A 19287-nucleotide genomic window follows, 5' to 3' on the forward strand; every position below is an offset into this window, starting at 1 on the left:
TTCCTGATTCGGACCAGGCAGCACCAGTGCCTGGTCTTGGACGAGAGACGGGCAATCTCCGCGCGACGTACGTGCGGAAGAGCGAGCGCTGTGAGGGCGGAAGCGGCACGGAAGGCCTACCGCCCTTACAGCGGGTGAAAGGTCGATCAGGTGCCGGCCGGATCCAGAATCTGGGAGCTGACCTGGTCAAGCGTCATGGCGCCGGTCCACACGCGCAGGCTCTCCAGTGCGCCAGGCAGGTAGTGGCCCACCGCACCGGCTGCTGCTCCCCGTCCCAGGCTCAGCTCGCCGCTGCCCTGCTGAGGGTGGGGGAAGCCTGCGTTCTCGGCGTCGGGCTTGAGTACCTCACGGACGTATAGGTGGAGCTTTCCGTAACGGATTTCACTGCTGCCGTCGTCTGAGGTCGATTCCCAGCCTTCTTGGGCGTCGAAGACTCCGGTGAGCGTCACGAAGCTGTCCACATCCGCCAGGGCGTCGTCGGACACAGTGGCACTCTGGGAGACCTTCCCGTCCGGTCCGACCGCCGTCCGTGTGAACTCCCAGAGGTGCACGCCCTCGTCGAGCTTGTTGACCCACAGCGCCCACGAGGACTCCCCGCCCAGACGCTGCCCGGCCACCTGCGCGCGATAACCCGCCGGCTTGCCGGCAAGGGCAGCCGAGTCCAGCCGGACACTGACAGCAACGGTGAACGACCCTGTCTCATCCACCACCGGCCCCGCCGCGGAGGCGTAGCCGGCTGAGCCGTCTAGCACCAGCGCGTTGTCCTCCTCGCTCACCGTCGTCCCGGTCACCGTCATGGCCGGAACCGGGTAGGCCGACCGCTCCGGAATCTGTGTGCCCGTGGCCGTGGCGGCGTCCCAGTGGGCGACAAGTTCGTTGGCAGGCACCCCGTCCTGCAGAACCTGAGCATCCTGCAGGAGGTCCTCCGGGGACAGCGCACGCTGCCACGCCGCGACTTCGTCGATCAGGCCCACATGGTAGGAGCCGTAGGCACCAGCCGACTTGAAGCGGCCGAACTGCAACCCACCGGTCGCGGTCCACGGGGTGTACGTGCCGGCCGTCTGTTGGAGGACGACAGGCTGTCCCTGCGGACGGCCGTTGATGAACAGCTGGATGGTGTCGTTGGCGGGGTCGGTGTCAGGGAGGTTGTCGTCGCCCTCTGTCTTGAACACACCCGCGACGTGCGTCCACACGTTCAGCTGTGGGCTTTCCTGGTCCGCGACCGACCGGATGTAGGCCGGGCCGGCCACGTCCTTGTCGATCCGGTTGAAGACCCACTTCTTCAAGGCACTCGAGTAGTACAGCGCGAAGGCACTGCCGTTCGTCCCGGGGGCGGACAGCACGACCCGATTGGCGGACGCGTCGGTCAGCTGCACCCAGGCCGAGACAGTGAAGGAGTCCCGAGTGTTCACGACAGGTGCGGACGTGGCCGCGTAACCGGTCTGAGTAGGCGTTGCCGAGTAGTCGTTCAGCCGCAGCGAATAGTCGTCCTCGCCGCGTCGAGCCCGGGAGGACCACCCGGTACCGGTTCCGTCGAGAGTGGCGTGATTGCGGGTGGAGCCCGCCTCCGCCGTGTCAGTAGCTGTGGTCGTGCCGGAACCGGGAACACCGTCCATATGCCAGCGGCCGACAGCTCCCTCTGCCGGAGCCACCTTGAAGATGAACTCCTGCGGAGCGCCCCATCGGTTGTACACGTCCTTCGCTCTGACGGACAGCACCTGGGTTCCCGCGAGGGGCGGGCTGACGTTGCTCACTGTAGTCGAGAGGGTGGTTCCGCGAGGCACACTCTTGGCTGCGGTGGACAGCAGTTTCCACTCGTAGTACGTGATGTCGGTGGTGCCATTAGTGATGTCTGCGGTGTTCGGCTCGAAGACAAACGTTCCCGGTACTCCCGGGCCACCACTGCCCTCACAGACGGTGGAGCACAGGGTATACGGCGAAACCGACGTGATCCGCGGTGCCTTCGGCGCGGCAGAGTCCGTCTTGAAGTAGCACCACGAACTGTAGGCGGACCACAGGTCATCCGGGACGGTCAGGAACGTCCAGTGCGACTGCGTTCGTGCCTTCAACCGGTACATGTAGCCATCTGCGAGCTGCGGTGTCGCCATACGCTCAAGGGTGTTGTCAGGATCCCAGCCAGAATCCGGCGCGTCACCGACCCAGATCTGACGCCACACGTTGTCCGTGCCACGCCGCTCCAGAGCGAACTCAGCCTGCAGCAGAGCACCCGACGTCGAGGGCACCTGGGTCTGGACCCGAGCCTGAATCGTCGGCTTCTCCATGGTGACCACCAAGGGGTCTGCGGACGTCCTGCAGTACGCCGTCGTGCCCGTACCCGGAATAATCCCGACGTTGGTCGGCACGCCTGGCTTGTACGCGTAGATGACCTGCAGCTCGGCGTTGTCGTCGAATCGCTTCCAGGCGCGGGGCTCGGACTCGTCGTGGGCACGCAGCATCAGCGTGAGACGGCTGAAGGAGCCAGCCGCGAAGGAGCGAACCGTGGGAGTGAGGTTCTCGTCGCCTTCGTTGGGATTGTCGTGAAACTCGATCCAGGCATCTGGCTGGCTGGGGGAGCACTCAGTGCCGCGGCCCGCAGACACCTTGCGGTCGCCCAGATGGTCCAGCGTTGACGGTCCGGGCCAGCGAGTGGCCTCGGAGATGTTGTTGGTGCGCTTCAGGTCGACGGTGTGGGCGTCGCAGTTGAACGACCACGTCTCACGGGCACGGAAGGTGGCATCGAGTATCTGCTTGCCGGCCAGCGCGGTGGGGGCGAACTCGAAGTACATCCGGTCGACGTATCCACTGCCGCAGGAGTAGCCGTCCGCGGTACCGCACTTGCCGACACCCTTGTCGCCATCGAACATCCAGAAACGGTCGCCATCGGATGAAATCTTCGTGCGTTCCTGTGCGCCCAGGCCGATCGGCGGGTCAATGTACACGGGGTAAACGGTCTCGGCCCCGCGTAGGAGTTCGAGGTCGGGCTGCACGATGACAGAGCCCTCCTGCACACGCACCGGGAGGATCGCGCTGGCGTCACCCTTGCCGGGCTCCGACGAGTCTTCGCCCCCGCCCTCGCCATCCTCGGCGGCAGCGGCTGTATGCAGCAGTTGCGGCTGAGGACCTGACTCGGCCGTGCCGGCAGAATCCCACATCTGGCCCGCTGGCCCACGGAAGATCGCGTTGCCGTCATCATCAAGGGCGCGCAAACCGCCCCCGGCGCCCGGCACCACCGTCAGCCCATCACCGCGGGCTGTGAGTTCAACCAGTTCCAGCTCCGGATGCTGGGCAGCCTCGGGTGTCTTGACGACCAGAACCTCACGGTAGCCCTCAGCCGTGGCGGTCAGCTGCAGGTCCACGCCGTCCAGAACGTCCGGGTAAGTGGCCGTCGCGCCTTCAAGAACTGGTTCCGGCAGCGCACCCGGCCACCCCAGGCTAATGGACCGACCATTCTTACCCAGGTGCAACATACCTGCACCGGCGCCACCACCCGAGAACGACAGATCGACCACCGCCCCCTTCGGACCGATCCGCCCGTCAGGACGCCGCTCTAGCGTCGCGTCGACGGCCTCCCAGGTACCGCCGTCCTGCTTGACACGTTGGGGAGTTGTGGACTGTGTCAGCGTGAGGGTTCCGTCGGGGTTGGCGTGCGTCGTGGTGTACTCGCCACGGGCCGCCGTCACCTCCACCTGCTGCCCAGAAGCCTTCGCCTCGGCAAGTGCCGTGGCCTCGTCCACCACTCCTGAGGAGGCCTCAGCCGCAGCTGCGGAACCGACTGCCGTCGCCGATACCGGCAGAACAGGCAGCGCCGTAAGGATCAGTGAGGTAGCTACACCCCCCAGAACCCCTGCTCTTAGTGTTCGCAGCCACTGCGACGGCTCCCCGCCCCACCAAGCTTTCACAATCCCCATCCCCAGACCACAGCGTTCACACAGAACGCAGAGAGTAAAGACGTGATAACAGAGCCGGTCAATAGTTGTGACGCAGACAACAAAACAAATGTCCGAATGCGGCCTGACCAGCCGTTTCGTGCTTCCTGACGCACCGGCAGAGAGCGGCCAAAAAGCACGGCACCAGGCACATCAGCTGTTTTCGGTCCGAACCGGCCGCCTCGACAAGGAGGAGCCGGCACCTCGGATGTCCCGTGTTCGACGAAGAGAGTTCCTCACTCAAGGGCGAGACCGCCCCAGAGTGGGGCCAGATACTGCCGCGGGACGCGGACAAGCACACCGTGCACACCTGGTCCGCTCCCGGCTGGACGCGATCGCGAACGTCAAGCACGAGAAGCGGCTGGGGCGGCGGATCTATCCGCCGACCGGCCGGTAGGGCCTGGTGCCCCTCGCGTTCGTGTCCGCCGACATCGCCAAGGCGCAGGTCGACAACACGGTGAAGCCCCCGAGGAAGCAGCCCGCCTCCAGGCTGCCAGGGCCACACCATCAAAATCGGAGCCGGAGCACGACCGGAACCCGGGCAAGCCCCGCAGTAGTCAGTTCCGCCGCCGCGGCTAACCCCGCAATGCGTCGCCGCCCCTCACGCCGGACACGGGCGAGACGGCGACGCCAGCGTCCCGGGTCAGGCCGGGGCGGCAGCCTGCCGCAAGTCCAGGTAGCAGCGCAGCCGTACGCCCGGCTCGCCCGGCTCACGGACCGTGCGGTCCGCCAGCGCGGTTGCCCACCGGGTGGCGAGCAGTTCCTGGACGACGAAGGCGGTCTCGTCGTCCGCGGCCGCGACTTCCACCACCGCGAGTCCCGGTTCCGCCACGTGCGCGTCGTTGATCGGTTTCATACCCGGCACGACGCTTGGCCGCCTGCTGGAGTTCTCCCGCTCGGGCAGTGCCACCCGGACCGGGTACGGCAGACCGAGCATGCTGACCTCCCGGGCTGACCACTTGGCCCTCCGGGGCACCACCCGGCCGCTGTCCTCACGGAAGCCGGGGGAGCCAGGGCAGCGCACGCTCGGAGTGAGGGCTGCGGGGGAGGCCGTGCAGCCCGGTTTCCGGTGCGACTATTGCGCCCATACGGGCGGCGCACTCGAGGAACGCCTGACAGCGCCCCCTGAGGGGCCATTACCAACGGTTCATGTTCACCGCTGCACTGCGCTGTTTTGCCGCCGCCTCCCTAGCCCTCCTGCCCCTCACCGCTCCTGCGCCTGCTCATGCGGTGGAGACGCTCCCGCTGGCCGAGGCCGTTATTCGTCTGCCGGTGGAGGCCGAGTCCCGTGACGGTTACGACCGCGACGCCTTCCGCCATTGGAACACCGGAGATGATCCGTCCGACGGCTGCAACACCCGCGCGGAGGTGCTGCTCGACGAGGCCGTCGAGCCACCCACGGTCGGGCCCCGCTGCCGGCTGTCGGGTGGGCGCTGGTGGTCGTACTACGACCAGGTGTGGGTAACATCTGCCTCCGGCCTGGACATCGACCACATGGTGCCCCTCGCGGAAAGCTGGGACAGCGGGGCGTCCGCGTGGACGGCACAGCGGCGTGAGGCCTACGCCAACGACCAGGGATCGGCCACGAGCCTGGTCGCGGTCACCGCCCGCTCGAACCGCTCCAAAGCCGACCAGGACCCCGCCCAGTGGCTGCCGCCGGCGGCCGAGGTGCACTGCCGATACGCCGCGGAGTGGGTCGGCACGAAACTCCGCTGGAGCCTCGCGGCCGACGAGACCGAGGTGGCGGCCCTGCGCGAGACGGCGGCCGACTGCCCCAATCAGACCGTCACCTACGAACCCGCAGCATGACCCAACCATGCCACTTCGACCCAGCACCTTTGCCAGTCCGTTCGACTCTGCCAGTCACAGATCTCATGCTTCGGCCCAATTGCGACTGAGCGCCGTAGTTGGCCACTCAACGCGATAGCTCACCACGCTGAGCGCCCCGGTCGGCCAGCTGATTCCATGTGGTCACGGTCCCTCGGCAAGGGCGGGCGTCACCTTCCGCAGAGTGGCAAGGGCGTACTGAGTAGAGAAACTCATGTGCGTCAGGACACTGGCTGGCAGGCTCCACGGTATGACGAGCAGCAGAGGGGCGCAGACGGCCCTGCATCTCTTCCTGGTCTGGGCGACGATGGTGGCCGCGGTGCCGACGCTCGGCTTCTGGCTGCTGGTGACGGCTTGGGGCGGTGGGGCCGGGGCAGTGGTGCTGGCCCTGGCGTTGGGTGTGCCGCTGACGGTGGGCCTGCTGGCCACAACTGGCATACCGGTGCGGACCGTGGTGCCACTGTGTGGCTCCGTGTCGCAGCGGCTCGGCTGGGCGGTCCTGGTGTTCGTCCTGGGCACGCTCGGCGTCCTGGCAGGTCTGGCCGCCTACAGCGGGGACGTCGACCTGGGGAGTGCTGGTACCCGAGTCGCGCTGACGGGGGTGCCGTACGCGGTGGCTGCGGCATTCTTCGTACGAAACCGGTGGGTGAGGCTCGGGGCGGTGGCCGCCCTCGCCGCCGCGGTGGCCTACGGAGGCTTCATCGGCCCGACGCAGTCACGCCAGCGCCAGCACGCAGCGGAGGTCGCACGGTACCGGGAGCATCCGGAACTGCTGTACGTAATTGCTACGCCGCCTGGCATGCGGGTAGCTCGTGCCGAGCTTGGTCCCGCCTCCTTCTACGTTGAGTACCACTCCGTTCAACAGGACGGGTACGTGGCCCTCGCGGTGCGCTCGCCGCTCACGCCGAAACTCCAATGCCCCAAACCCGTGGAGAAGGAGATGACCTGCACGGTGGACGGGCACGGCGAAGTGCGTACGCTCCGCGATTTCCCCGGCGGCGTCATCACTCTCACCCGCCGCTACCGCAACGCTGAGGTGGCGGTCAGCAGCAAGATGCTGGACGAACCCGGCCTGCGCCATCTTCTGCATACGCTGCACCCACCGTCGGACACGGAGTTGGAGGAACTGATGCGCGAAAAGGTGATCGATCAGCGAGCGGCCGGGTAACGCTCTCCAGAGGCGCTGGGTTGTGACGGCGGGGACTGCGGACCAGCCACGGCTGTGAAGTACTTGAGCAGGTCAGGCGGCGTGGCCAACTGGCATGCTCTGATCCGCGCGAAGCCCTGCAGATGGGGGTGTGTCACCGGGGCTGCAGGGGAAGCGCAGCAAGGGGCCCACAGGACACGCGCGGAGCCCTCGAGCAGGCCGGCCGCTACCTACGGCCAGTACAGCTTGACGTCATCCTGCGAGACCCGTGGCGTGGGCACAGTGCGCTCCACCTTGTAGCCCAGCGTCCGCAGTGCATCGGCCGCGACTTCTGGCGCGTCACGCACGGCCGACATCAACTGGACCTCCCGCCAGGTCTTCAACCGCGCCTCAATCACCGATCGCCAGCCAGGTGCCGTATCGATCGCGAACTCCCGCTGCATGAACAGCAGCACATCCTCGAGGGCTGGCCGCATCCGGTGACCGCCCACCGGCAGATGCATCTCCGACAGCCTCGGCAGCTTCCTCTTTTTGAACCCGCGCTTCGGTCGCCCGGCATCCGCCAACCGCAGCAGGTACGCCATCTCATCCCGGTGCGCGTGCACCTGAATGTGGGCTCCTGGCGGCTCCTTGCTGTCCCGGACATACTCGAAGCGGATCAACGGATCAGCGATCCCCGCATAATGCAGGTGGATCTCTGCCCCGTCCGTCGCCAGGAATGTGCTGCTGCCGTCCCAACAGCAGAAGTAGCGGGCCCGCATGCTGAGCACCGGTTCGCCGTTGATCGAGACAGGGATCCGCATCTCCCGCTCATCAGACGCTATCGGCGACACCCGAACACGCTTGCCCATATTTAGGGCAGCGAAGCGCGGGGTGTCCTCGCCGAGGACACCCCGCGTCAGAGCAGTCAAATCGTCAGCGAACGCGGCTGCTAACTCGTCGAGCTTCGGAATCTCCCCGTCGGTCACCGTCGAGAAGGTAGTCGATCCCCTCAATGGTGTGCCAGACGTCCAGCTCATCCATCGACAAGCTGTACACCTCGGCTCGGTCACGAAGCTGCTCGTAGGACATGCCGACCTCAGCCAGCAGCCTGTCTCGCTGCTCGCGTAACTGCTCCGGCGTCTTATGGATCACCGTCGTCATAGCGAACCCCCAGTTCGATACAGACCGCCAGTCAAGCAGCACCCACTGACAGTCGTCCGGGCGCACCGCGAATACAGCATCCGACCGAGTGATGCCCACCCTTAACGTACCCGCAAGCGCGCTAGCAGACGCACAGGTCGCGGACTCAAAGCAGCCCCACAAGCGCATCCGAGCCTCATTACGCTAACCGGGGCACACCGGTCGCCGAAACAGGACGAAGATGGTTCAAAGCTCCGGCCCGACCTTCCGCTGTGTTTCCTCGACCGCCGCGAGGAACTCGGTGTACCAGTTCCGTTGCTGCAACGTGAACATGATCGTCCGAGGGTTGTCGGCCCCCTGCTTCTCCGGAGTCATCGACGTCGCCCGCGACAAGCTGTCATCCTGAGCCGCTCGACTACTTCACCTCACACACCCTCGTCTTTCACACGCCAGACGCCCGAACCCGGGCGCGCGACTACGCGGAGCGCACCAGGCCGCCGCCACCGCTGAAGCGGCGAAAGCCTTGCTGAGCCGGAAAGATTCCCTGAGCCTGTCGACGCCTGACAAGGGCGCGGACGCCAGGAAGGCGTCCCTCGGCACCCGTAGCTGTATGGGTGCCTGGCCCGCTCGCCAGCTACTTCTTCTCAGGCTCCGGTCCCGGCTCCTTCCGCAGCTTCTTGCACGGCATCCCAGCCATTTTCGCCCGCAGGGCCATCCCGGTGTCGTATGTCACCAGCTTGACCGGGCCAGCAGCCACTGCTTTCAATGCCAAGGCCCGATCGACGATCTCGTCATCCTCGTCCGGCAGCCGCACATGTCCCGGGGGGTCGGGCAAAACCTCGACCTCTGTGAACCCCAGCTTGGCCTCCGTGTCCAGAAGTCGGTCCAGCACCGCTAGCCCCAACCTCGCCCGCCACCGGACATGCCCCGACGTCCGGGCCTCCTTCAGGCGATCCAGCTCGTCCACCACCGTCATAGGAACCGCGACCCGAACACCCTCAGCTTGACCAGCGAGCGCCGAGAAGTCAGCATCCTCCAGCTTCTCCTCATGTTCGATGAAGAAGCTGGTGTCGAGAACCAGCGCCGTAACCGACTCCCGCCACCTGCGGATCGTGTCCAGCGTTGATTCGATCGCCCGATCCAGCGCAGCCAGCCGCTGCCGGACCTCCTGGTCGATCAGCTGGTTCGAGACTTTCGGCGCCAGCTGGCCGCCCACATGTCCAGCCCCGCTCAGCAGAGCCCAGTAGACCGGGGTGAAGAACAGCACCTCTACATCCTTCGCCCGCACCTGCCCCTCGAGCAGCCGTGAGTGCTCTGTCGCCCACGTCAGGTACGACAGCAGATACTCCTCTGGGGTGTTGTAGTTGTTCAGGTTCAAGGCCTTGGTGCGGGCAGCCTGCAGAAGCTGGAGAACAAGTTCCAGCCTGGCACCGGGTACCGGAGTGACGATCATCTCGCGGATCATGCCAGGGCAGGCCACCTCTCGTCCGGGATTTCCGCACGCCTGGAGGCCGCGCTGACTCAGGCCGTCTGACCACCCTCCCCGCTGACGCGGAGGTGTTCCAGCCCGCTCCCGACCTCGCCCTCCAGCTTCCTGCCGGCCCCGGAGGCCGGGGGGCCATCACGAGTTTTCCGCCCCGCCGCTGTGCACCACACCCCGTGTGACCTGCAGGAACACTGTGACAGGCGTGAGTGGAGCGGCAGTTGTAAAAAATTCTTGCTCCCAGGCATCCGGATCCGGCCCTCTGCGGCGTGTAAGGGATGAAGGCTCTCGGCCTTCGTCAACGAGTCCGTCACTACGAGGAGGCCTGGTCGATGACTTGGTCGTACTGGGTAGGAGCGGGCGGGGTGTCCCTGCCCGTGCTCATCCTGCTCTTCTACGCACTGCGCCGCACCCGCGGCGTCATGGAGATGCTCCTGAAGGCGCACATCGCCACCCGGGCGGAGCGCGAACAGCGCGCCACCATGGTCGCGATGGCCCAGTCCCTGCCCGACGGCGGCGCCGCCGCCCGCTTCGAGCAGGGACAGCCGGCCTGGCTGTTCCGCAAGGACGCAGCCGACCCGGCCGACCGGCACCGGGCCATCACCACGCGGGAGGCTGCGTGAGCGAGGCCGTCTGGGGAGTGGACTTCGAGTCCTTCGTCCTTGAGACCCTCGAGGCGTACTCCCGACTGGCCCGGGCCCAGGCCGGCGACCTGCACAGCGCCGAAGACGCCGTGCAGGACGTGTACCTGAACATGTACCGGCGGTGGGAGGAACTGTCCACGCGGCAGGGCTCTCTCACCGCCTACGGCCGCATGGCGGTGAAGAACGCCGTCATCAGCCAATTCCGCAAGAACCGGCGCATGGTCCCGGCCCCGGTACAGGAACTGCCCGAACAGGAATCCGGCATCGGTATCCCCGACGCCGCTTACGAAATGTTCAAAGAGGGTATCGATGAACTGATTGCCGAACTTCCCGAACGGCAGCGCCAGGTCATCACCCTGTGTATTTTGCAGGATTTGAGCCCCGCAGTGGTTGCTAAGCGCCTCCGCATCAAGGAGGAGTCGGTGAAGCGCTACGTCAAAGCCGCCGCCAACAACCTGAAGAAGTCAATCTACGAGTCCAGCGAGGAGGTAACCGCATGAACCAGCCGTCGTGGCGCCAGCCGTCCGAGGAGCACCGGCCCATCCGGCTCCTCGCCCTGTGGCTGCTGCTCGAAGCATCTGAGCAGGCCGTTTCCAAGGGTCCTCGGATCGGCGAGGACCCTGTCCAGGCGGAGGGGGGCCAGCCTGCCGGCTGGCCCCCGGCCCCCGCCCCCTGCCCGAATCCAGCTGCAGACGGACACCACAGAACTCAAGCAATCCGAGAACTGTGCACCCTGCTGAAAAAGGAACTCCACGACTCTGCAACGCCACGGCAAACGCGTCGCATTGCAGAAATTCTGGAACTCCTCGACAGGGAATCCATGGCGTTGGAATGGTGGGGCAGAGCCGCGCGCAGGGGAGACAAAGACGCACAAGATTACCTTGAAATCCTTCATGCCGAGAGCGAGAATCTACCGGCATGCCGAGAATGGAAGGAAAGGGAGTGCCTTCCTGCCAGGTCGTTCACGTCACTCGTAAGCGACCTCGCATGCCCATCCATCGATCCACGCGCCACCGCTGACCAGGTCGAGCCGGAGCCGGGGGAAACCGGACTCGACCTGGCCGAGGGGACCCAAGCCCTGGTACGCGAGATCGAAAGCTTCCTTGCCCACCTGGATCACACAACCGACGGACCGCGATGCTGACCAACAGCGCTTCGCGCCCTCAGACAGGAGAGTCTCTGTAGACCACCTCGTGTAAGGCCTTGACCATCAAAGGCCAGACGACTCGTTGACGCGGCGGCCGCCCATAACAGGGCGGCCGCCGTTGTTTCTCTCACCAGACGACAGACGCGTGAGTCGTTTCACGTTCCGGCCATGCCGTCACTGCTTCAGCCGCAGAGAACGCACCTCTCCTGGTCCTGCTCCAGGGCTTTTTCTGTCTGACCCGCCTTGGCCGCAGAGTTGGCGGATGCCACCGCCGGCGCTGTCTCCCGACGCTGACAGGCAATCCCGGGCGCTGGAACACACCCCGCGCCAACCACCGCTGCGGTGAGCGCCAACCACACTCTCCACGCCCGGAGGCTCCGTCACCTGCCTGCGGTGGCCCGCTCACGCTCGTACACCACGCGAGCCTCGGTCATAGCGCGCTGCCAGGAGCGTTCGCTGCCGCCGTGTTTGTGGGCCAGGCGTGCTGCCATGCCGCGCCGGTACCCGCCGGCCTGTCGGGTCTCGGCGAGGACGATGGCGCCGGCAGCACCTCCGCATCTGACTGTGTGGCTCAGCGCCGGACTTCCTGTCCGGCGCTGAGCCATGCCTGCTTCCCGCACCGTGTCAACGGGGGCAGCCTGTTCGGAGCCGCCTACCTCGGATGCAGCCTGTACTCGGTCTATTCGTTGCGCACGATGTCGAGTGCGGCGCGTACGAGTTCGTGGGCGAGGTTGAGGGCGTCCTCGTCGGCGAGTGGGCAGTTGATCTTGTAGGGGTCGGTGAGGGCGACGTTGCGGTATTGGATGTAGGGGTTGTTCCTTTCGCCGAGGCGTTCGATGTCGTCGGGGGTGAGGCGTACGGTCATGCCGCCGTTGCTGGGGCGGAGGTAGGCGACGGCTCCGTAGCGTTGGGGGCCGTCGTCGCGGATCATCAGGTAGTCGGCGAGGCCGTCGAATGTTTTCGAGGAGCGGCCGAAGGCCACGACGATGTCCTCCTCGTCCAGCAGCCGCATGACGAACCGTTCGGTCAGGAAGGTACGGACGTCGTTCTTGCCAGCGCGTCCGTAGATGAACTTCATCAGGGCCACGTGGTCCTCAGGTGAGAGGGAAGCGGAGCCGTCGGGTGCCGCCGTCTCGCGGGCGGGCTCTGTTCCATCGTCCGGGGAGGCGGGGTTGTCCTCGGTGGACGTTGTTTCTGCGCCAGCACCTGCCAGGCGCTCATATTCCACGATCTCGCGCGGTGTCCCCTCGATGACGCGCATGCTTGTGAACCCCCCTCTGGGTAGGTGATGGTGGACAGTCGCCCACCCGAGGCACCACCTTAGGTAAAGTTGATGGAAGAAGTCTCTGCTTTACCTAAAACTCCTGTTCCTTAGTTAGTGGGTCTGCGGTTGGCTCGGCTGCCGACCGGTGGTCCGGCCGTACCTCATGTTTCCCGCCGTCGCCGCTCGCGCGTCCGGGAGCAAGTCGGTTCTGTTGCGCATCCGGCCGGGGCCTCCGCGCTCCGGCGCCGTACGAGGCGGCGCACCAGAAGGAGCAGGGCCTGGCCGGGGTGCGCGGCTGCGCGGGATGTCAGAGCGCGGGCCGCAGCACCGACTCGGCGCTGTCCTGGCCGCCGCCCGGGTCCTGGCTGTGCGCTGCGGATGGCTGCGCAGCGCGCCCGATGCTGCGTGGCCCGGGCTTCGTATGAGGTGGAGGATGCGCGCCGCATCCGGCACGGATGATGATGAGGTAGGAGTCGTGGAGAGATGCTGCAGGTCCTGGTGACGGAGGGAAGTTAAACGCCCGGGCCGCTGAAAGACCGGGCCTTGACGGCGACCAGCTCCGTGAAAGGGGCCGCCGTCATGTAGTTCACACGTCGGGCGTATCCGTACTGTCTGCTGCTGACGTGCCCCTTGTGCTCGTGACTGGTATGGAGGCGCGGCGGGCTCGGTGCTTGATGCGGAGCCTCATGCTGTGCCCTGCGGCCAGAATGAGCGCTGCCATGAGGCTGCCGAGGAGCTCAGCTGCCGCCGCGCCGATGATATTCATCGGCTAGCCAGCGGGGCAGAGAGAGATGGGTGTGCCGCTGAAGGGTGGTGGCGCATACCCAGCCGTTTGAGCTTGCGGCGCACTCGTTCCCCGAAAGAAAGCGGGTCGCTTGCCCCGCCTTCCGCTGCAGCCTGAGTCCAAGTTACGCGCTGTGTTGCGTAGGTCATGGCTACAGCCCTCTCCGCAGGCTTCAGGTGGGCCAGCACGGCATCGAGGCGGGGATCCGCAACTTCGCTTCGCATTAGGTGATCTTCAGGGCGGCGGTGATCGGTGATGACATCTCGCAGGGATACTCCGAGGGCCACCGGGTCTTCGAGCAGACGCATCGGGCGGCCGCGGGCCTGTCGATGCCACAGCGGCTGCAGGTATAGATGCTCCCGGCCGGTATGACGCGAGAGCAGCTCCATGATCTCGGGACCCTTGCTCAGCCGCCGGCCGAGGACATCAACCCAGTCACCAAGAAGAGCCATTTCAACAGCTGCGCGCCACTGTTCTGGGTTGCTGATACCGAGCCAGGTCCGAGAGAACTCGTTCACCGCTGCCGAGTCGCCCTCGATAGCGCTGTTGCGGGCCGCCAGCGCAGCCATGACAGCCTCGCGGGCGACAGGAGCTTGCGTTCCGCTGAGCTGTTCGGCGAACGTGCGCAAGATTGCGGCGATGAAGTTCACCGGAGAGTGGCGGGCGTCCCTGGTCTCCAGCCTGTCGTCTTTCATGTTCATCAGGGCGAACATGACATCGCGGGCGAAATAGCTGTCGTTTGCCTCGTCGACGTCCACAGCATTGTCGGTAAGCCCCTGATTCCTCCATGTCCGTGCCATCTCGTATAGGTGGGTGACGAAGGCCGTGCTGGAGGTCTCCTCCGCCGAGCTACGCGCGGATGCCCGTCGGCGCTTGGCCATCAGACACAGTCGTTCGAAAACCTTGGAGGCCGCAGGCCGCGCCTGCACCAGCCACTTCTCGCCGTACAGGGGTTTCGGTTCGGCGGGCACAGCGTAGAGCGCCTCGTGCACAGCCCTTTTGACGCGGCGTGACCGGTTCCTGACCGGGCAGCGTGTGGGCTCATCGCGAGGGCAGTCAGGGCACAGGTAGCGAAGGTAGGCGTTCCTGTCCAGCAACTGTTCCTGCGCGTAGCGGATGAGCTGGATCGTCTGCAGAGCGTGCGTTACGGCACGAGGCGTGCAGTCCTCGGCCTGTGGGGCGCCGCGTACGGGCAGGTGGGAGGCGCGGTCCCGAGTTCTGATCAGCAGGTCGAAGACCCAGTTCTCTAGCGAAGAGTGAAGGGCGTGGAGTGTTGTTGTGCCGCCATGGTCGTCATCAAGGTTCGAGTAACACATCAGGGCCATGCGATGCTCCGCTCAGTGATCGAGTTGAAGTGGCTACTCCTAAGGCTCGGGCTGAGTGCCGAACAGCAATTTCTCCTCAAGATCTTTGAGTGATCTGTGTCACATCCGGGAGGTGGCGCCGCTTTACGCTCCGTGCGTCTTCAGGGCTTTGAGGGTGAGCTGCTGCAGCAGGTGGTGGGTGTTGGTGTCGGTGGTGTGGATGTGGGTGGTGTGGGTGCCGCGGGTGAGGAGGACGCGGTAGGTGTTGAGGGCGTAGGGGAGGTATTGGTCGGGGGTGAGGTGGCGGAGGGCTTCGTCGCGGCTGTGTTGGGGGTGGGCTGTCCAGTGGCCGTCCTTCCAGGTGAGGTCGGGGCCGATGATGACGCCGGCGTGGTGGTATTCGACGCCTTGGGCGGTGTAGATGCAGCCGATCTGCTGGTGGCCGCCGGTGTGACTGGCCCATAGCTGGCTGTGGGGGGCCAGGGGCCTGCCGTCCCCGGGGTCGGTAAGGGCGGTGGCGGCGTTCCAGGCCGCGCGCCAGGTCCGGGCCGCGCCGCCGGGGCGGGCGGCGGGCACGTCGATGGTGATGTCGAGGGGGAGCGTGGTGGCACCGCGGGATCGAGTGCGGGTCCAGGGCCAGCAGAACCCTGCAGCGGTGCGCGCGGTATGGCCCTGCGCGGTGGCGTGTTCGATCCATTCCTGCAACTGGAACGGATCGTCGGCGAGCCCAAGGTGGTAACCGGTGTGCCCGGTCCACGAGGTGGGGGTGCCGTACAGGAGGGCATCGACCCAGGCGGTGTAGGCGGCTGAGCCGCTGCACCGGAATGATCCGGTGAGTTCCAGATGATGATGAGCACGGCCCAAAGCCTGGGCGGCGTTACCGATCTCTTCGACGGTGGTGCCTTCGTCAGGACGGATGATCTGCCGCTCGTCGAGAAAGACCACAGCCAGCGGCACCTCCTTGATCACGGCAACCAGGTCCGGCGGCAGACCACGCCCACCGCCCCGCTTGATGCGCTGCGCCTCGTCAATGACCAGCGCGCCAGCCTGACGGGCGGTGCTGCGCATCGAGTTGGCCGCGGGGAACAGCTCGCGGGCAGCGCAGTGGCCGCGGGTGGCGTCCAGGAGGTGGGCGCGCAGGGTCCCGGAGGGGGTGATGAAACGCGGGGTAGCGTTGGGGTGCCGGCGCATGAGGTAGCCCAGGAGCCGTACGGCGAGTGCGGTCTTGCCGCTGCCCGGGCCGCCGCTGACCGTGATGACCGCGCCCTCACCACTCCCGCTGGGCGCCACGCCTTCGTCGCTGTTGGGCAGGTGACTGGCTGCGGCTTGGCGGATCCGGACGAACGCGTCCTGCTGGTCCCCGACCAGCGCGAAGGCACGGTTGCCGGTCAGGTCGGCGCCGACATGGTCGAGGAGCCGGCTGGAGGGCTGCCACCGGATGTCCTCGAACGCCGCCACCTGCCCGGCGTCCGGCGCCGCCAGGTCCCCGCACCGCAACAACCCTGCCAGTGCCCCGGCGGGCCCGGACAACTCCTCGGCAGTCAGCACCGGGATGCCAGCGTCCCCGCCGGCACCCGCAGCCAGCGCAGCCCCTTCACCAGCGGTGGCGTTGTGCAGCACCACCACCCCACGCACATCCAGCCCCGGCGCGCTCTTCGGACGCCAGTGCTGAAAGAAGCTGCGGTAGGCGGCGACCTGATGAACCGGATGAGCCGTCACCAGACCATCGCTGCGCATCACCCGGTCGGCATCCAGGATCCGGCAGGTCTGCCACTGCTTGAGCTCAACGACCACCAGCCCCAACACCCCATCCGGCGCGGCGCCGACCAGCAGGGCGTCCAGGCGCCGGCCCCCGCCCGGGGTCCCGTACTCCAGGTACACCTGAAGGTCTTCCAGCCCGGCCCGCACCAGCGCCGCGAACAGGGGCGGCCAGCTGCCGCGCCAGCTGCGCTCCTCCGCGGCATCCGGTGTCCCGAAGCCGGCCGCCCGGTACCGGGCCGCGCACCGGCTGAAAAACGTCTCATCCTCCAGACGGGCGGCGATCTCCCCGACGCGGCCCGCGGACACACACGCGACCGTTCCCGCTGCCGGCTCCACCACGACCGGCGACTGCGCACTCCCAAAGCGGCCAGAGCCGCTCAGGCTGCTCGGGCCGTCGGCGGCCGGGCCTGGAGTCGGGAACTGCTCGGTCACGTGCTTCCTCCTTGTCTGTACGGCTGCCGCGACCAGCGGACCGGCCCACGCCGCTCACCCCACCCTGCCGACAGTGCCTCAACCAGCTTTCCACCTGCCACCTACCGGCCCGCCCGGACCAGCAGGCTACTAAACAAAGAAATCTATCGACCACTCGATAAGAGCATGCTTATGATGCCCTGCATGAAAAGTTCGACGTTCGTCATGGTCCATGTCGGCCAGAGCACCGAAGCCCAGCGCAACCTGGAACACGGCATCGAAACCCTCTCCTGGGGCTTCCCGGAGACGAAACCCGAGTACGCCCGCGCCCGCCCCCGCTTCGCCGTCCTGGCCACTGGCGCCTCACCCCGCGTCCAGCTCGAGGACTGGTTGCAGAAGACCGCCACGCTCTACCTTTTCCAGGTCCGCGGCGGCTTCTACGAGGGCACCGCCTGGCACTGGCCCGACGAGGAAGCCGAACGCCGTCTGAAGTACCCCCAGCGCTTCGGCATCGAGCCCCTGGCCAAGCTCGAGAACGTCCCCCTGGGCCCCGAGGGCCCGCTCACCGAAGCCGGCAGCGACGCCATCCGCCGCTCGGGCACCGACCGCGGCATGGGCAAACTCGTCGACATGCCCGCCCAGCACCTCCTGGAACTCGCAGGGATCCCCTTCGACCCCGACGACCCCGAAGACGTCCCCCTGGACGAATCCCCGGGCTTCACGGCCGAACAGGTCGAGGGCAAGAAGAAGCCCCAGCGCCGACGCCGCGGCGCCGGCTACATCTCCGACCCCAAGAAGCGCAAGGCCATCGAGGAGCACGCCGAACAGCTCGCCACCGCCCACTACGAAGGACAGGGGTGGACGGTCGAGAAGCTCGGCAAGCCCTACGATCTGCGCTGCCTCCGCGGCACCGAGGAACGCCACGTCGAGGTCAAGGGCACCACCGGCGCCGCCACCAGCGTCGAACTCACCATCAACGAGGTCCTGCACGCCCGGGACAAGGGCAACACCGTCGACCTCTACGTCGTCAGCGACATCAAGGTCGACACCTCCACCGACCCCTACCTCCCCAGCGGCGGCACAGTCTGGCACTACCCCGACTGGGAGCCGGCCGACAGGGACCTCAGGCCCCGCAAGTACGAGTACCGCCTCCCCGACCTCACCACCTGAACACAGGCTCCGGCCGCAGGAAGCGAGTCGACGGGCTGACGCCCGGTCACCTGCCCTGCGCCCGGAGCCCTTACGGCGCCACCCGGCCCGCACGCTCCCTGCTTGTGCGAGCCCAGCCCATCCGTACAAAGCAATAGAAACGGTTGCGGCCCCTGGAGAGGGTTTGCTTAACTGTTTTTGCACGCCCGGAGATAACGGACCCGATGCTCTGTCAGAGGAGCCTGATAGACTGTCCTAGACAGCAACAAGAAGGGTTTCGGAAAGCCTCCAGGGGCTCCCCGAAGGACATCTGATGGGTAGACAGTAGGCCCTTTCCTGAGGTACAGTAGATAGAGAACAGGGCGAGACGTACCGTCACATCAGGCACCATCCAAACCATAGCCACACCTGTATTTTGCGCCGGAGGCCACCACCCTCCGGCATAATTTTGCCCAAAAACAACTACCATTTGTAAACAAGGAATCACTATGAGTACTGACAGTCAGAACATCGCAGACCAGCCCATCAACCAAGACCAGCAGAACAAGCGCAGCCGGCTCCGCCACGTAGTCAAGCAGCTGCTCAAGAAGAGCATCATCGCTATCACCCTTCTCGGCAACGCAATCACGGTTATCCAATTCTTCGACGGCCTGTGGTAACACCCCCACAACTCGATGAGGCCCGTGAATGCCACGAGGCCATTTTTTTTGCCCTGAACAAGCCGGATAGACGCTAGCGCCAATAGAAAACATCCGAGCCGTCAGAAAATATCAAACAATCAATCAAGGAAGGAGCCCTCCCACAGAAATAACAAACAACAGTGAAGCAAATCTGGTACCTCCTCTGCGGGTTTCTCAGCGCTGTGAGGTGGCACGCATTCTTCAGGGACGCAGGTAATTTCAGGGGGTGGGGTCCGATTCCAGAGTGAATCTGGCCTGCAGTTTGAAGCATGGGGGTGGCCTGGTTCTGCCAACGGTACATGCTGCATCACTTGATTCAGGGTCACCCACCCCAGCCACTCCCTCCCCCGGCCGCCCGGGCCGCAGGCCCGTTGGCCGACCCGCGCAGCGGGGCCGGCCTCTTGGGCGCGCAGCGCCCTTAGGTGGCTGGAGCGCAGCGGAGGCCACCCTGCGGGGCCGCAGGCCCCGCAGCTCCGGGAGCGCAGCGGACGGAGCGTCACCGGCCTTGCACAGCAAGGCCGGTGGGCTGCTCGCGCAGCGAGCAGCAGCGCTCACGCGGAGCGGGAGCGCAACACCCGGGCGCAGCCCGGGTGTTCGCTTTCCTCCGGGCGCAGCCCGGAGGGGACCCGCTCCGCGGG

General features: G+C 66.1%; 14 protein-coding genes. 7 read left to right on the forward strand and 7 right to left on the reverse strand.

Features of this window, described 5'->3' with window-relative positions; translation table 11 throughout:
* Positions 1-146: 146 nt before the first annotated feature.
* Both ACF1AG_RS31955 and ACF1AG_RS31960 read right to left on the reverse strand, forming a co-directional pair.
* A complete protein-coding gene (locus ACF1AG_RS31955) occupies positions 147-3737 on the reverse strand; it encodes a LamG domain-containing protein (RefSeq protein WP_391810838.1) in 3591 nt (1196 codons plus the stop codon).
* Positions 3738-4569: 832 nt separating this feature from the next.
* Entirely contained in the window at positions 4570-4863 is a 294-nt protein-coding gene (locus ACF1AG_RS31960) for a DUF6207 family protein (protein WP_391810839.1), read from the reverse strand.
* A 212-nt stretch (positions 4864-5075) separates the two neighbouring features.
* Between ACF1AG_RS31960 and ACF1AG_RS31965 the strand changes: the two genes are divergently transcribed.
* Together ACF1AG_RS31965 and ACF1AG_RS31970 are read left to right on the forward strand one after the other, a co-directional pair.
* Entirely contained in the window at positions 5076-5735 is a 660-nt protein-coding gene (locus ACF1AG_RS31965) for an HNH endonuclease family protein (protein WP_391810840.1), read from the forward strand.
* A gap of 268 nt (positions 5736-6003) precedes the next feature.
* A complete protein-coding gene (locus ACF1AG_RS31970) occupies positions 6004-6921 on the forward strand; it encodes a hypothetical protein (protein WP_391810841.1) in 918 nt (305 codons plus the stop codon).
* A 209-nt stretch (positions 6922-7130) separates the two neighbouring features.
* On the opposite strand, the gene ACF1AG_RS31975 is transcribed toward ACF1AG_RS31970, so the two are convergent.
* Positions 7131-7868 (reverse strand): hypothetical protein, encoded by a 738-nt coding sequence (locus ACF1AG_RS31975; RefSeq protein WP_391810842.1) that lies wholly within the window; start codon positions 7866-7868, stop codon positions 7131-7133.
* Between the two features lie 788 nt (positions 7869-8656).
* Positions 8657-9487: a PIN domain-containing protein gene (locus ACF1AG_RS31980; protein WP_391810843.1), complete on the reverse strand. Its 831-nt coding sequence runs from the start codon at positions 9485-9487 to the stop codon at positions 8657-8659.
* 350 nt (positions 9488-9837) lie between these two features.
* On the opposite strand from ACF1AG_RS31980, the gene ACF1AG_RS31985 reads away from it, so the two are divergent.
* Genes ACF1AG_RS31985 through ACF1AG_RS31995 form a run of 3 tightly spaced genes read left to right on the forward strand, consistent with a single transcriptional unit; the run spans position 9838 to position 11293 of the window.
* On the forward strand, positions 9838-10128 hold the full coding sequence (locus ACF1AG_RS31985) for a hypothetical protein (RefSeq protein WP_193456797.1): 291 nt from the start codon (positions 9838-9840) through the stop codon (positions 10126-10128).
* Positions 10125-10649 (forward strand): RNA polymerase sigma factor, encoded by a 525-nt coding sequence (locus ACF1AG_RS31990; RefSeq protein WP_145830321.1) that lies wholly within the window; start codon positions 10125-10127, stop codon positions 10647-10649. Before ACF1AG_RS31985 ends, ACF1AG_RS31990 begins: the two co-directional genes overlap by 4 nt.
* Positions 10646-11293, forward strand: a complete 648-nt coding sequence (locus ACF1AG_RS31995) for a hypothetical protein (RefSeq protein ID WP_391810844.1) — start codon at positions 10646-10648, stop codon at positions 11291-11293. Before ACF1AG_RS31990 ends, ACF1AG_RS31995 begins: the two co-directional genes overlap by 4 nt.
* A 682-nt stretch (positions 11294-11975) precedes the next feature.
* Here the strand turns inward: ACF1AG_RS31995 and ACF1AG_RS32000 are convergent.
* From ACF1AG_RS32000 to ACF1AG_RS32010, 3 genes are all read right to left on the reverse strand, one after another.
* The gene (locus ACF1AG_RS32000; protein ID WP_391810845.1) at positions 11976-12383 is read right to left on the reverse strand and encodes a hypothetical protein; all 408 of its coding nucleotides are present in this window, start codon (positions 12381-12383) and stop codon (positions 11976-11978) included.
* A 939-nt stretch (positions 12384-13322) separates the two neighbouring features.
* Positions 13323-14669, reverse strand: coding sequence for a hypothetical protein (locus ACF1AG_RS32005; protein ID WP_391810846.1), 1347 nt, complete (start codon positions 14667-14669; stop codon positions 13323-13325).
* 123 nt (positions 14670-14792) lie between these two features.
* On the reverse strand, positions 14793-16841 hold the full coding sequence (locus ACF1AG_RS32010; protein ID WP_391810847.1) for a DNA/RNA helicase domain-containing protein: 2049 nt from the start codon (positions 16839-16841) through the stop codon (positions 14793-14795).
* 183 nt (positions 16842-17024) lie between these two features.
* On the opposite strand from ACF1AG_RS32010, the gene ACF1AG_RS32015 reads away from it, so the two are divergent.
* The gene (locus ACF1AG_RS32015) at positions 17025-17990 is read left to right on the forward strand and encodes a DUF3883 domain-containing protein (RefSeq protein ID WP_391810848.1); all 966 of its coding nucleotides are present in this window, start codon (positions 17025-17027) and stop codon (positions 17988-17990) included.
* 467 nt (positions 17991-18457) lie between these two features.
* The gene (locus tag ACF1AG_RS32020; protein WP_391810849.1) at positions 18458-18628 is read left to right on the forward strand and encodes a hypothetical protein; all 171 of its coding nucleotides are present in this window, start codon (positions 18458-18460) and stop codon (positions 18626-18628) included.
* The last annotated feature ends 659 nt before the right edge of the window (positions 18629-19287 follow it).

This window comes from Streptomyces sp. NPDC014764 (genome assembly GCF_043082785.1).
GTDB classification, from domain to species: Bacteria; Actinomycetota; Actinomycetes; order Streptomycetales; family Streptomycetaceae; genus Streptomyces; species Streptomyces althioticus.

Coding starts and splice junctions, on each gene's coding strand:
- ACF1AG_RS31960 (WP_391810839.1), bottom strand. CDS start 4,863: ATGCTCGGTCTGCCGTACCCGGTCCGGGTGGCACTGCCCGAGCGGGAG.
- ACF1AG_RS31965 (WP_391810840.1), top strand. CDS start 5,076: ATGTTCACCGCTGCACTGCGCTGTTTTGCCGCCGCCTCCCTAGCCCTC.
- ACF1AG_RS31970 (WP_391810841.1), top strand. CDS start 6,004: ATGACGAGCAGCAGAGGGGCGCAGACGGCCCTGCATCTCTTCCTGGTC.
- ACF1AG_RS31980 (WP_391810843.1), bottom strand. CDS start 9,487: ATGATCCGCGAGATGATCGTCACTCCGGTACCCGGTGCCAGGCTGGAA.
- ACF1AG_RS31985 (WP_193456797.1), top strand. CDS start 9,838: ATGACTTGGTCGTACTGGGTAGGAGCGGGCGGGGTGTCCCTGCCCGTG.
- ACF1AG_RS31995 (WP_391810844.1), top strand. CDS start 10,646: ATGAACCAGCCGTCGTGGCGCCAGCCGTCCGAGGAGCACCGGCCCATC.
- ACF1AG_RS32005 (WP_391810846.1), bottom strand. CDS start 14,669: ATGGCCCTGATGTGTTACTCGAACCTTGATGACGACCATGGCGGCACA.
- ACF1AG_RS32015 (WP_391810848.1), top strand. CDS start 17,025: ATGAAAAGTTCGACGTTCGTCATGGTCCATGTCGGCCAGAGCACCGAA.
- ACF1AG_RS32020 (WP_391810849.1), top strand. CDS start 18,458: ATGAGTACTGACAGTCAGAACATCGCAGACCAGCCCATCAACCAAGAC.